This is a genomic window from Sphingomonas sp. BGYR3 (genome assembly GCF_025153455.1).
Classification (GTDB): Bacteria; Pseudomonadota; Alphaproteobacteria; order Sphingomonadales; family Sphingomonadaceae; genus Sphingomonas.
Genome location: NZ_JANZNT010000001.1, coordinates 2,016,646 through 2,028,774 on the forward strand (window position 1 = coordinate 2,016,646; position 12,129 = coordinate 2,028,774).

A 12,129-nucleotide genomic window follows, 5' to 3' on the forward strand; every position below is an offset into this window, starting at 1 on the left:
TCGCTGGCACTGGCGCTGGCGATCGGTGCGGCGCTCATGCTGCGGCCCGCTTTGCAGCGCTGCCCGGCCTGCCGGAACCAATGCCTGCCGCCACAAGGCGGGCGGGCGTCTCGGGATCGATCTCGATGCTGAGCGCGATCAGCGAGACCCCCTCGATGGTCACCGGGTTGCCGAGCGGCTGGCAGCGCCAGCCAAAGCCGAGCATCTGCTGGAACCAGCCCGTGGCGGCAATGGCAACATAGCGGGTGATGCCAGCGCTCAAGGCGTGGTCGACAAGGCCAGTGATGAGCTCATCTCGAACGCATCGCCGGTCGGCGGTGCTCAGCCGGCGATCGAGGCAGAAGCGCGTGATCTCGAAAATATCGGGACCTTGAGGGGGCGGCGTGTCGCACAGCTCGGTATAAAAATCCCCAAGGATGTGCGGGCGGGTCGTTGGCAACAGGCGGGCCGAGGCGAGATGCGCATGATCGGCATCGGCCAGCACCAGATAGGTTGCATGCTCGTCGTCGAACTGGTCGACCTCATACGCATCCTCGATGACCGGCACGTCCCATTTGAGGAGATCGACAAAGACCGATTTGCGCGCGGCGAACATCGAGCGGAGCACGCCGTCCGGGGTGGGCTCGGATCCAAAGCGGCTGACATGAAGCATGATCGCATTTCCCTTGGTCGTTGATTCGCCAAGGATCGATCGGGATCAGGCAGCAGCGCTATTCCCAGAAAGGGGGATATCAGCGGCGCGCAATATCCGTGAACGTCAGCGTTCCGTCGAACAGCGCGCGGATCACCAGGGATGTTCGTTTGCTTACCCCGTACCGCGCACAGGCCTGCTTGATATGGCGCGCGACCGTTTCTTCGGTGACGCCAAGGATCTGGCCGGTTTCCCAATCGGTCTTGCCGCGCGCGACCCACAAGAGACAATCGCGCTGCCGGTCGGTCAGCACTGGCGGCGGCGGATGCGATCGATGCCCTCGCTTCACCCAGAGGCGCCGCGCGCTCTCGAATGCGAATGTGCCGGCAAGCTGCGCCATGGGAAGCTGGTCGACCGGGATCGGCCGGCCCGTCTCGCTGGCAAAGGAGCAGGAGCCCCGCAATTCGCCAGGGACATGCGCCGGGACGGTGAACCCCTCGCCAATGCCCTGTTCGCGCCCCATCGCCAGGATGCGCTGATCCTTTGGGGTCAGCGGGATCATCTCGGGCATGCGCGACCAGCAAAAGCCGATGCTGGTGACATGGCTCGCCCGGTGCACCGGATCCGAAACGCCAAGCGCGTTGCGCTCATAGTAATCGGCCCATTGCCGGGGATAATTGTGCAGCCGGATGGCACTGCCCCGGGCTTCGCTCAGGTCGATATGATGGCTGAGCGCGAAATATTGAAAGCCCAGCATCGCACTTGCCGCCTGCATGGCGAGGTCAAGATCATCCACGGTTCGCACCTCGACCAGGCGCTCGAACTCCATGATCATGCCGTGCTTGCCCATCGGGCAGCATCACGGCCCCGGGCGGCGTCTCAAGCCACCGCAACTCCCAAGGCCGCCCTTTCCAATTGGTTAGGGCTGGAAGACGGGGCCTCAGGCCGCCTTCCGGCAACTCTGGTTCTGGGCCCAGCCTATCATGCTGCGCTGCCACAAAAAAGAGGCTGCCAAACGCCTAATTTTTGGCTTGGCAGGCCAGCCGACCGGTGAGCGACTGGGCTGGACCCAGGCACTGGCCGGACTGGCGCGATGCTGGTGCCTATGCGCGGCTGCGCGGCATCGATCGGGCGGGCCTAATGTGGGAATGGCTCCGCCGCGATCCCGATTATCTCGCCTGGTATGCCACCGCGAGCGCAGTGACCTGCGGCGAGGCTCCGAGTGCCATGGTTCCCGTTCAATGGGGGGTACATTTTTGCCGAAGATCCGGCATGCGAAGCCCATCAAGCCCGTATCCTCTGGCACCGCGCGATCGATCCCGGCACGCTGAGCGTCGTTGCGACCCCGGCCGATCCGGGCGATCCGGAAGCCATTCCATGGGACCGGATTGCGCCTTGGCTGGTCAGCGTGACCGGCGGCGATGGCCGCGAACATGCGGTTCTATCCGATGGATGGCGGCGCATTCGGCTGGATGTCGAACAAGGCAGCCTCACGGGCCATCCGGCGGTGCTGCTGGACTTTGCCATGCGCGGCATCGCCACTTCTGAGGCGCGGGTCATGCCGCTTCGTCGTCTCATCACGCTATGCCGTCATGGCCGGTTCGCCCGGTCCTTGTTTCCGCCTGAGCCCAGAATGGACCGCTGGCTGACGATGCTGCGCGTCCATGACGCGCTTATGGACGGCGCTAGCCAGCGCGAGATTGCGATGGTTCTGTTTGGAGAGGATCGGGTGCGCGCGGCCCGGGATCAAGGGAATGATTCGCTGCGTTCAAGGACACGGCGGCTCGCCCGCGACGCACTTGCCATGGCGGCCGGGGGGTATCGCAGACTATTGAGGCGCGGGGACCGGCCAGGCTGACATGGCACCAATTGCCATTTCATTGGGCGCATTCGATGATCCCGCACGTAAGGGCAGAATGTCAGTCAGCGCGCATGAACGAGGATATCGACCATCAGGCTGGTGCCCCAAAATCCCTGAAGTTAGATTGCAGTGATGATGTTGAAGATCGCCCCATTGCGTTTGCACAGCCCCTTTTCCTAACGCGATCAGGCTCGGCGCATGGCAAATCCATCCGGCAAATGCGTGGTGTGCGGCGAAGGGCCGACGGTAAAGGCGCACCTGTTTCCACGCGCATTGATGCTGGATATTCGCGATGACACTCGGGAATTGGTGGAGGGAAGCCGCCATCGAACAGGCATTCGGTACCGGCAGAATGGCCCATGGGATGACCGCTACCTTTGCAGCCTGCACGAAACCCAATGCGGTGCCGGCGACGACTATTTCGTTCGGTTTGCTCGACGTCTCGAGCGGGACGCGGTGCCTTTGGACGGACGTCCAGGCTATAAAATCGCGAATCCTCGCCCGGACAAGCTGCTTCACTTCGCTTATGCCATGGTGTGGCGGCAGGTCGTCTGTCCTGAAGGCCAAGACCTTGGGCTGAATTTAGGGCCTTATCGGGCCTTGCTGGAAGCGGTGTTGTTTAACGGCGCGCCAGCGACCCTGGAGCTCTTGATCGGGCGATCCTCATTGATGATCGATGGCACCACCCCCGCCCGGATCGCCATCGCGCCCTACCGCCAGAAGTTGATGAACCGGTCGGTGTGGCATTTCGAGGTCGCCGGCCTGCAGTTCTTCCTGAAGACGGATAAGCGCGCCTGGCCCGCAGAATGGGCACGCTATCTCGCAAATGGCAATGATCCCTTGTACCTCGCCGCGCCCGAGCGACGGGACCTGGCCAGTGCGCCACTGCTGCAAGACATTTTTGCGCAGATGCTTGGCCCAGAATAGCTAATACGACAGCCAAACTGACTCACCGCTAGGCGCGGCTATCCGCCGGTTGACGCAATGGTCTGCCGTGCGGCGACTTTCGTGGGACAAAGGTCTTGGCGGTTAGAGGCGCCCTGCGCGTCCCGCGCGACCGCGCTCTACGGCTCCGGGCTTTGTCCGTCGCCGCCGAGCCCCGCATGGCGGGTCTCGGCCTGCCGGTAACGATCGCTGGCGCGTTTCTGTGGTCGCCGCGCGAGCGCGCGGCGGCCTTGTCTGTTGCCTCTCCCGGAGGCGCGGGAGTGGGCGGCGCTCCCTTCTAGGCGCGGACGCGGCAGCGACAAGCCGGCCCTATGGGCCGGCTCCTTCATTCCCATTGCGGCCCTTCGGGTGCCGCTACCGCTCGTGCCCGCGCCTTGCCGGTCGCTCTTTGCCGCCCACCCCCGCTTTCCGGGGAGGCCATGTCGGTTTTTGGGCGGGAATGGAGGCACGATTATGCCAGCATCCTCTGCCCGTCTTGCCCATGGCAAGCGCAAGGCCCCAGCCATCCGGCAGGCATCGCCGCCAGCCGAACCGCGCACCAGTCTTTATGACGAGGTCACCAACCGGATCATCAGCGAGCTTGAGGCCGGGCGATTTCCATGGGTCCAGCCCTGGGGCCGTCCCGATACCACCGGCATCGCGCCCGGCCTTCCCCGCAATGCACTGACCGGGCGGCCCTATTCAGGCATCAATATCCTGATCCTCTGGGGCGCGGTCATTGAGCAGGACTTTCCCAGCCAGAACTGGCTGACCTTCCGGCAGGCCCAGGCAGCAGGCGGAAGTGTCCGTAAGGGCGAGCGCGGTACCACTGTCGTCTATGCTGACCGTTTCACCCCCGAAGCCGAACGCGAGCGCGCCCGCGAAACCGGCGACGATGCCAGGGCCATTCCGTTCCTGAAGCGCTTTACCCTGTTCAATGTCGCGCAGTGCGAAGGCCTTGACCCCGGCCTTGCCCCTGAGCCCGTGCCGCTCCCCGAACGGGAAATCGTGCCGGTTGCCGAGGCAGTGATCGCAGCGAGCGGTGTCGAATTCCGGATCGGCGGCAACCGTGCCTTTTACGCGCCGGGCGCGGATTATGTGCAGGTCCCGCCCCAGCCTGCCTTTTTCGAGCCGATCAACTATTACCGCACCTGCCTGCATGAACTGACCCATGCGACCGGCCACCCGACCCGGCTTGATCGCAACCAGAAAGGCGCGTTCGGGAGCCGCGACTATGCCCGCGAGGAGCTGGTCGCAGAGATGGGCGCAGCCTTTCTGTGCGCTGCATTGGGCATCACCCCTACCGTTCGCCATGCCGATTATCTGGCCAGCTGGCTCGATGTCCTGCGCGCCGATTTGAGCGATGACCCGGCCGTCCGGGGGACAAACGGGCCGCGCGGGCGCGCGATTGTTCGCGCCGCGTCGCAGGCCAGCAAGGCCGCCGACTGGCTGCTTACCCGGTTGCCCGGCACTGGCGTGCAGGCGGACGACCGCGAGCAGGGGAGGGCCGAGGCATGATGCTCCTCACCGGCGAACTGCGCGCAGCCCTCAGCGCCAATGCCGAGCGCCATCGCCGCGCCGTGGCGGCGGGCGGCCCCCACCCCGACCCCGCCCCGGTCGTCAAATTCTTCAATCCGCTGGGCGCAGCGACCTGGCTTGCAACCGAACTGGACGCCGATGGCGACACCTTGTTCGGGCTGGCTGATCTCGGCTTTGGCTGCCCCGAACTCGGTAGCTTCAGCCTGTGCGAAATCGCCGCTTTGCGCCTGCCATTCGGGCTTCGCATCGAGCGCGATCTTCATTTCTCGAGCGCTCTGCCGCTGTCGGTCTGGGCCGATACCGCGCGCCGCGCCGGATCGATCCTCATGGCCGAGGCCATGCTCTGGCGCAGCGAGCCTGCCCCGGACCCCGAGCTTCCGACCGATCCCGATGGGGACAAGGCTGGATGATGCGCGGCGCATTTCGCCGCTTTTGAAAAGCCGGTCCGCCACCTCCGGAAAAAAGCGCGGCGGACCGACACTCACAAGGAGCAGTCCCATGAAACTCGATTTTATCCCGCTCGACAAGCTCGCGGTCAGCAAGGCCAATATGCGCTATGCGCGCAAAGCGCCCGATGTGGCCGATATCCTCCCCACCATCCGCGCGCGCGGCGTGCTCGTACCCTTGATGGTCCGCCCCCAGCCCTGTTCCGAATGCGCTGGGGGGAATGCGCCCGGCCTGTTCGAGATCGTCGCGGGCAGCCGTCGCTATCACGCCGCGCGGATCGTCGCCGACGAAACCGGACAGCCCGAACCGCTCCCTTGCGCAATCCTCGATGCAGGCGACGATGCGGCCGCCATCGAGGCCTCGCTCATCGAAAATCTCGCCCGGCTCGACCCCGATGAGGTGACCCAATGGGAAACCTTCACCCGGCTGGTCCGGCAAGGCCGCAGGCCCGAGGAAATCGCCGCGACCTTCGGCCTGCCCGACCTCACCGTCCGCCGGGTGCTGGCGCTTGGCAATCTCCTGCCCCGCATCCGGCACATGTATGCGCGCGAGGCCATCGACGCTGCCACCGTCCGACACCTCACCCTCGCCAGCAAGAGCCAGCAGCGCGACTGGCTGGCGCTGGCTGATGACCCTGAAGCTTACCTCCCGACCGGCCATCAGCTGAAAGCATGGCTGTTCGGCGGCCAGTCGATCCCGGTGCGGCACGCCCTGTTCGATGTCGAGGCAAGCGGCCTTGCCATCGTCTCGGACCTGTTCGGCGAGGAGCGCTGGTTTGCGGATGCCGATGCCTTCTGGGCAGCGCAGCAGGCAGCGGTCGAGGCGCGGCGCACAGCCTATCTCGACGCCGGATGGGCCGATGTCGTGATTGTGCCCATTTCGGATCAATTCCACAGCTGGGATTATGAAAAGACCGCCAAGCGCAAGGGCGGGCGCATCTATATCGAACTGCGCACCAGCGGCGAGGCCGTGTTCCACGAAGGCTATTTGTCGCGCAAGGAAGCCCGGCGCGCGGCAGGCTCGGAAGGGGGTGGCGCGGTTCCGGCCAAGGCATCGCGGCCAGAGCTGAGCGGGCCGATGCAGGACTATCTCGATCTCCATCGCCATGCCGCCGCGCGCGCGGCGCTGCTTGGCGCGCCATCCGTCGCGCTGCGGCTGTTGGTCGCCCATGCCATCGCCGCATCGCCCTATTGGAATGTGCGCGCTGAGCCGCAATCGGCGCGCCATGAGGCGACAAGCGAGAGCGTCGAGACATCGCGCGGCGAGACGCTGTTCGATGAACGCCGCCGCGCCGTGCTCGCCTTGCTTGGCTGTTCGCCCGACGAGCCGACCGTGATCGGCAGCATGATCGAGGCGGCAGGCGGCGATCCGGTCGTGGCGCTGTTCTGGCGGCTCCTCGACCTGCCCGATACCGCGATCATGGACGTGATCGCGGTCATCATGGGCGAGAGCCTCGCATCGGGCAGCGCGGCGGTGGAGGCGGTGGGCCTTACCCTTGGCCTCGACATGGCCGATTGGTGGCAGGCCGATCCCGCCTTTCTCGAACTGGTCCGCGACCGCGAGGTGCTGACCGCGCTGGTTGCCGATGTCGCAGGCGAGCCGGTCGCCACCGCCAATGCCCGCGAAAAGGGCAAGACGTTGAAGCGGATCGTCACTGACCATCTCGAGGGCAACGACGGGAGGTCAAAGGTTGAGCGCTGGGTGCCGCGCTGGATGGCGTTCCCGCCCGCTGCCTATACCGAGCGCGGCGGGGTCGGCACGCTCAATGCCCATGCCATGGCCGAGGCGGCGCGGGTGCCGGTGGCACCACCCAAGCCGCCCGCCGCACCTGTGGCGCTGGCCGCGCCGGAGCCTGATCCGGCCTGCGATCCGGCTAATGGTGAGCCGGTCCAGCTGGCGGCATGACCTTGAGGGCGGGGCGGATTGCCGCCCCGTCTGTTTTGCTAAGTGCGGTCAGATGCTGGGGTCAAAATTTTGGCGCGCGCTGCAGCCGGATCGGCCGCAGCGCGCGCATTTTTGGGACAGCCCAAGACGGCGGCTTGGCTAACCCGAGGAAGCCAAGCGCGCCCCATTTACGAGAATGTTGGTTCCCGGTTAGCGGGCCGCGATGGCCCTGCCCTCCGGTCGGCGCTCTCCGAACAGCAACCAGAAATTCCTGAGCAGCGGCTCAAGTGCGGCTTCATCGATATGGTCGACCCGCAACTCGCCGAGCAGCGCTCTATCGCGAAAGGCAGGGCGGCTTGCATAGTCATGCGGCAAGGCCAAGGCGTAGTTCCGGACGCCGAATATGGTGGCTTGGATCACCCACGGCCCCTCGACATTGAAGGGGCGAAATCGGTTCTGGGTCGATACGGTCGCTTCGAGCAAACACTCCTCGAATCGCGGTATCCAGACCCGCCTATCCGGTTCGCCACCACCATTATCCCGGACAGCGCCGATCAACCATGCATGGTCGGCGCGACCTGTTCGATGCGTCATCGACCAACTGCCAACAAGTCCGTGCTCCCGGTCAACCGGCACATGCATCAGCACGCCTTCGAGCGTATCGATTGCATCAAAGCCGCGATACTGGGCTGCCCGGACAGGCGCGATCGCATTCTCGAAAACCACGGGGAGATCGAGTGTCTTCCGAAAATAGTCCAGCGGCGTCACCGATACGATGGCGCGGGGTTCACCCCCCATAAAGACCGGCATATCGACCCCGCGCGCCATTTGAATTGCGTGATGGTGAAGCGCGCGAAACCGCGTCGAGAGTTGGTCTGCTTCAGTGAAGGCATGGCGGAGTTCATGCACGTCCATCTCATATTTCTGCCGGCTATTGCGGCTATAAAATTTGCCGCTGTTTTTGAAAATCACCCGGTGCGGACTGGCGAGACTGGCAGGAATGCGAATCACCAACACGCCTGCGCCGGATGCCAGCGTTCCCCACTTCATGCGCACCCCAATGAGCCGGGGCGCTACACCATCTCGAATAATATTCTCGAGTCGCAGCAGTTCATCATCGGGGCTGTCCACTCTTAGTCCCAGCAGGCCCGCAGCGATCCCGTCCCGCTCGTCGATGCCATAGATCAGATCGCCGCCCTGCGAATTGGCAAGCGCCGTCACGTCGGCGAGGAACTCCTTTTTGTCGTCATCGCGCCCGCCCGGAAGGTCGCGCTTGAACTCAAGGTCCCGCCGTTCGCCGACCTGATTGTCGATCAGGCGCATGAGGGCTGCTTCGTCGATGGTGTCGAGCGGCTGGTCAATCATGCGGGCAGCATACTGCTTCCACCGGCGACAGGTAGCCCCGATGATGGGCTTCGAACGGGTCGCCGCCCGCAATCCGATATGGCTGCGCTCAAAGCGCCAGATGGCCGGGATCGCGGTCGCTCCGTGCCATTTGCCGCGACACCCTTATTGTCCGTGCTGCCGACGTTCATCCGCGCCAGTGCCGCAGTCGCCGACGCGATTGCGGGTCAGCCGGAACCGCCGGGCGATGATCATGCAGGCGAGCTAAGCCTGCCCGTCAGGCGCGTCCCGATTGGCAATAAAGCAGCGCCGAAATCGGCCGGGTGCAATCGACGGTGAGGGAATGAATTGCACTTGCTGTACGAGCTATCAGGCATATCGGAGCAGCCTCACCGGACCATGCCAACCGCCGCTGATCGTTGTTGGACCGAGTGCGATTGAGCGGGTTGGGGGCATGCTATCTCGCGTTCTGAGAGCCTTATCGCAGCCCGTCTAATCGACCGATTCGCAGGATGGACATCGATGCGGATCAGGATCGTCCGGCTGCCGCGCGCCGATCATTTCCGGCTCCTTAGGCGTATGACCTGGAACGGGTGCCGGTCACGCCAAACCATCGCGCTACGCCCTTATTTCCCCGCCGGCTATGCCGGCTCCTCGCGGCCGCTTCGCTCCAAATAAGCGCTTGCGCTCCGGTCCTTCGCTGACGCTGCGGCCCTGGCGGGTTCCCGTGCCCGTCCCCCGTTCCTTTGGTCCGCCCATCGCCCGGAAATGGTTCGGGCGAAGCATTCAAGGAGACGATCAATGCCCGCAATCGGTTATGTCACCCGCGACGGCGAAGCCTTTAAGGGCCAGCTCAAGACCCTCTCGATCCGCACCGATATCGAGATCCTGCCCAACCGCTCCAAATCTTCGGACACCCAGCCCGATTACCGGGTGACGGCAAGCGGGGTCGAGGTCGGCGCGGGTTGGGTCCGGCGCAGCGAATTGTCCGGCAAGGACTATGTCTCACTGAGCCTTGCCGCCCCCGAATTCGGCCCGCGTCGGATCTACGCCAATCTCGGCCGCGCTGCTGGCCAGGAGGATGTCGACACCTTCGCCATCATCTGGAACCCGGCCGACTGAGCCCCCTGATCGCTCCCGCGCCAGACGGCGCGGGAGCACCCTTCGCGCCAAGAGAGGGGGTCGAAAACGCATCCATCGATTTGCGACCCTGCCCGGAGCGGCGGGCTTGGGCCAGCTTTGGATGACCGCGGCATTGGGCTGCGGCACCCAGCACGGACCTCGCACTCATGGACGACACCGCCGCCGCGCGCGCAAAGGCCGCGCGCGAAACCTGCCCCTTTCTGACCGCCAAGCAGACCGCTTTTCATCTCGGCATTGCGCGCTCGACGCTCAAGGCGATGCGGCTGGCCGGCAAGGGGCCGCGCTGTCGTCGGCATGGCCGGACCTGGCGCTATCATATCGACGATATCGAGGCCTGGTCGGCGGCGAATGCGCGGGGCGGCGATCATGGCTGATCCCCGCGACCTGCCGCTCTTCGCCTTTGAAGACGCGCTGAGGCGGCATCGTCGCCAGCGCCGCAAGCTTCGCCGTCGCGGTCTCGCGCTCGCGCTTGGCGTTGCGGCACTCGGGGTCACCATTGTCTTTCCGCCGCGCGCGCGCCTCGTTTGGAATGCGAGCGCAAGCGTGCCGATCGGGCTTTACTGGGTGGGGCCAGCGCGCACGCTGGTCCCAGGCGATCTTGTGGTTGCGTGGCTGCCCGGACCTGCTCGCAAACTTGCCGCCGAGCGGCGCTATCTGCCGTCCAATGTTCCCGCGATCAAGCAGGTCGCTGCAGTAACAGGGATGCGGATCTGTGGCGTCGGCACCAGCCTGACGATCGATGGCCGAACGGTCGCCCGGCGGCTTAAAGCGGACCGGTTTGGCCGTGCCATGTTGCAATGGAAGGGGTGTCGGACGCTCGCCAAAGGCGAACTCCTCCTCCTCAATCCAGCAAGCCCAGCCTCGTTCGACGGACGCTATTTTGGGCCCAGCCGAACCGCAGATGTTGTCGGGACAGCCCATCCGATCTGGAGTTGGAGTGCAGCGGAGACAGGATCGTGAGCCGGTTCGCCATGATCGTCTGCGGGGCCTTGGTTCTGTTTACTGCCGCACCCGCTGCCAAGGGCGATGAGGTAGAAGCGCAGGCCTCTGAGCAGCCGAGATCGACTGATCCGGTTGGCCGATGGCGGCCTTATTCGCGCGAAGCGTCGCAGCGCTTCGGCATCCCGCTCGAATGGATCGAGCGGGTGATGCGGGCCGAGAGCGGCGGCCAGACGCAGCTGAATGGCCGTCCGATCACCAGCCATGCCGGGGCGATGGGGCTGATGCAGATCATGCCCGGAACCTGGGCAGAACTGCGTGCAAGGCTTGGGCTCGGGCCGGACCCGCACGATCCCCGCGACAACATCCTTGCCGGCACCTTCTACCTCAGGATGATGTATGACCGGTTCGGCTATCCGGGCCTGTTCGGTGCCTATCATGCCGGGCCTGCGCGCTATGCCGCATGGGTGACCAGTGGACGCGCGCTCCCTGCCGAGACCCGGGCCTATCTGGCCAAGCTTAGCGACCGACCCGGCCAATCCGCCGCTCCAGGATCGCCAGTGCTGCCAACGCCCCTGTTCGCCATCCGACGCGCCGATCCTGATCACAAGGTCGACCCGCGCAGCGCAGCGGAGGGCTTATTTGTACCGCTCTCGACCCAAGCGCCAGCATCGTCCGAACAACCATAGGCGCAGGGGGAAAGCGGGTCCCTTGCCGAGACGGAGGGGAGGGCTCGTCTCGGCAAGGCCAAGCATGACGGCCGTCGCAGCGGCTGTACAAGGCCGGCGGCCCCTCCAATTTTGCCGCGATATGGAGCGCGCTTCGCGCGCGCCGTTGTTCGTTTCTGCGCAACAAAATCGGTTCCTCCGCCGCCGCTTCGCGGCGCTCCGGCTGCGCCTGCGCGGCCCTGACAGCCGCTCCGCCGACCGTCTTCGAAGGGCTGTTCTCAATGAAGAGAATGTCAAGCGATGGAGGTTGAGATGATCATGGTTCAGGCGGTCGAGGCGGTATCGGCACATCAAACAGATCGGGTCATGCAGGCGCTGATTGCGGGCCTCGAGATCGAGTTCGGGCACGGAGCGGGCGAGGCGCTGGCGCAGCGGTTCATCGAAGCCGAAGAGAGCGATTTTCTCTGGCAGGCGCGGGTCACGGAACGGTGGCTCGGCAGCTATGGCAGCGCCGAGGAGGATGCAGTCGAGCTCGATCGGATCGCGGTCCTGAGTAGGCTGGATCATCGCTGGTTCGTCGCGGTGAGCATCGTCGACGGCGATGGGAACGCGCATGGCTTGATCGGGCGGCGTCAGTTCCGAAGCGAACAGGCGGCACGTCAGGCCTTTGCAACAGCGCACTGATCGCTAGCGCCAATCGCCGGGACAAGGATGCTGGTCAGGTACCTGCGTCCCGGCTTTTTCAGGAC

General features: G+C 64.9%; 13 protein-coding genes. 10 read left to right on the top strand and 3 right to left on the bottom strand.

Annotated features, from left to right (window positions below):
* Window positions 1–34 precede the first annotated feature (34 nt).
* Together NYR55_RS09535 and NYR55_RS09540 are read right to left on the bottom strand one after the other, a co-directional pair.
* Window positions 35–652 carry an acyl-homoserine-lactone synthase gene (locus tag NYR55_RS09535; protein ID WP_260021020.1) on the bottom strand — a complete coding sequence of 206 codons (618 nt, stop codon included), beginning with the start codon at window positions 650–652 and terminating at the stop codon, window positions 35–37.
* A gap of 79 nt (window positions 653–731) precedes the next feature.
* On the bottom strand, window positions 732–1,460 hold the full coding sequence (locus NYR55_RS09540; protein ID WP_260021021.1) for a LuxR family transcriptional regulator: 729 nt from the start codon (window positions 1,458–1,460) through the stop codon (window positions 732–734).
* 393 nt (window positions 1,461–1,853) lie between these two features.
* On the opposite strand from NYR55_RS09540, the gene NYR55_RS14990 reads away from it, so the two are divergent.
* The 5 genes from NYR55_RS14990 (at window position 1,854) to NYR55_RS09565 (ending at window position 7,307) form a co-directional block, all read left to right on the top strand.
* Complete coding sequence (locus NYR55_RS14990; protein ID WP_260021022.1) at window positions 1,854–2,489, top strand: DUF2285 domain-containing protein; 636 nt, start codon at window positions 1,854–1,856, stop codon at window positions 2,487–2,489.
* Window positions 2,490–2,690: 201 nt separating this feature from the next.
* Complete coding sequence (locus NYR55_RS09550; RefSeq protein WP_260021023.1) at window positions 2,691–3,419, top strand: hypothetical protein; 729 nt, start codon at window positions 2,691–2,693, stop codon at window positions 3,417–3,419.
* A 471-nt stretch (window positions 3,420–3,890) separates the two neighbouring features.
* Window positions 3,891–4,934: a zincin-like metallopeptidase domain-containing protein gene (locus NYR55_RS09555; protein WP_260021024.1), complete on the top strand. Its 1,044-nt coding sequence runs from the start codon at window positions 3,891–3,893 to the stop codon at window positions 4,932–4,934.
* On the top strand, window positions 4,931–5,365 hold the full coding sequence (locus tag NYR55_RS09560; protein WP_260021025.1) for a DUF2958 domain-containing protein: 435 nt from the start codon (window positions 4,931–4,933) through the stop codon (window positions 5,363–5,365). Before NYR55_RS09555 ends, NYR55_RS09560 begins: the two co-directional genes overlap by 4 nt.
* A gap of 88 nt (window positions 5,366–5,453) precedes the next feature.
* Window positions 5,454–7,307, top strand: a complete 1,854-nt coding sequence (locus NYR55_RS09565) for a ParB/RepB/Spo0J family partition protein (RefSeq protein WP_260021026.1) — start codon at window positions 5,454–5,456, stop codon at window positions 7,305–7,307.
* Between the two features lie 189 nt (window positions 7,308–7,496).
* Here the strand turns inward: NYR55_RS09565 and NYR55_RS09570 are convergent, their stop codons facing one another.
* Window positions 7,497–8,651 carry an ATP-binding protein gene (locus tag NYR55_RS09570; RefSeq protein ID WP_260021027.1) on the bottom strand — a complete coding sequence of 385 codons (1,155 nt, stop codon included), beginning with the start codon at window positions 8,649–8,651 and terminating at the stop codon, window positions 7,497–7,499.
* Window positions 8,652–9,431: 780 nt separating this feature from the next.
* Here NYR55_RS09570 and NYR55_RS09575 point away from each other — a divergent pair.
* The 5 genes from NYR55_RS09575 (at window position 9,432) to NYR55_RS09595 (ending at window position 12,064) form a co-directional block, all read left to right on the top strand.
* Window positions 9,432–9,752, top strand: a complete 321-nt coding sequence (locus NYR55_RS09575; RefSeq protein ID WP_260021029.1) for a DUF736 domain-containing protein — start codon at window positions 9,432–9,434, stop codon at window positions 9,750–9,752.
* A gap of 167 nt (window positions 9,753–9,919) precedes the next feature.
* On the top strand, window positions 9,920–10,147 hold the full coding sequence (locus tag NYR55_RS09580) for a helix-turn-helix domain-containing protein (protein WP_260021030.1): 228 nt from the start codon (window positions 9,920–9,922) through the stop codon (window positions 10,145–10,147).
* Complete coding sequence (locus tag NYR55_RS09585) at window positions 10,140–10,733, top strand: S26 family signal peptidase (protein ID WP_260021031.1); 594 nt, start codon at window positions 10,140–10,142, stop codon at window positions 10,731–10,733. Before NYR55_RS09580 ends, NYR55_RS09585 begins: the two co-directional genes overlap by 8 nt.
* A complete protein-coding gene (locus NYR55_RS09590; RefSeq protein WP_260021032.1) occupies window positions 10,730–11,401 on the top strand; it encodes a lytic transglycosylase domain-containing protein in 672 nt (223 codons plus the stop codon). Before NYR55_RS09585 ends, NYR55_RS09590 begins: the two co-directional genes overlap by 4 nt.
* A gap of 291 nt (window positions 11,402–11,692) precedes the next feature.
* Window positions 11,693–12,064 (top strand): hypothetical protein, encoded by a 372-nt coding sequence (locus NYR55_RS09595; RefSeq protein WP_260021033.1) that lies wholly within the window; start codon window positions 11,693–11,695, stop codon window positions 12,062–12,064.
* The last annotated feature ends 65 nt before the right edge of the window (window positions 12,065–12,129 follow it).